Annotated in this window: 2 pseudogenes; one reads left to right on the top strand and one right to left on the bottom strand. The window is 63.2% G+C overall.

Features of this window, described 5'->3' with window-relative positions:
- A pseudogene (locus tag ABD481_RS47180) lies at positions 1–173 on the bottom strand (hypothetical protein); the annotation flags it as partial.
- On the opposite strand from ABD481_RS47180, the pseudogene ABD481_RS47175 reads away from it, so the two are divergent.
- Positions 150–516 (top strand): annotated as a pseudogene (locus ABD481_RS47175) (DUF3300 domain-containing protein); the annotation flags it as partial. The pseudogenes ABD481_RS47180 and ABD481_RS47175 sit on opposite strands and share 24 nt — an antisense overlap.

The raw sequence follows: 516 nt of genomic DNA, 5'->3' as shown, positions 1-516 counted from the left end.
TAGGGTGAAAAGCCGATCCCCGTGGCGTCCTTAAAGTCTTTATAGGAGCCATGATCGCCGCAATGCTCGAAGGCGTCGAAGAAGAATTCGCCGGTATAGCCGTAAACGCCTTTGAAGGTCCACCCGCTGCCGCTGTGGTACCAGTCTCTTCTCACCCCCAGCGCCAGGCAGCGATGACCCAGCTGCAGCATAACGTACCGACGGCCACAGCGGGCAATCTGGCGGCAAACAACGCCTCACGCGACGCCCAGCGTCAGGCGGCCTCGGCGCAGCTGAAGCAAGCCACCCAACGCAGTAATTACCGCGGTTACGACAGTACGCCGACCCAACAGCAGCGTCGCGAGGCGGCAAAAACGCAGCTGAAAAACCCCACGCCGCAGCAACAGCAGCGTCGAGAAGCCGCCAGGAGCCACGAGCAGAACCGCACACCTCAGCAGCAGCAGCGCCGGCAGCAGTTCCAGTCCGCCACGCCAGCCCAGCGTCAGCAGACGCTCAGCCATCTGCGCGCCAACGCCC

It is taken from the genome of Catenulispora yoronensis (assembly GCF_039531695.1).
Taxonomy (GTDB): domain Bacteria; phylum Actinomycetota; class Actinomycetes; order Streptomycetales; family Catenulisporaceae; genus Catenulispora; species Catenulispora yoronensis.
The sequence above is the reverse complement of the archived record's forward strand: the minus strand, read 5'-3'. Positions and strand labels throughout refer to the sequence as shown.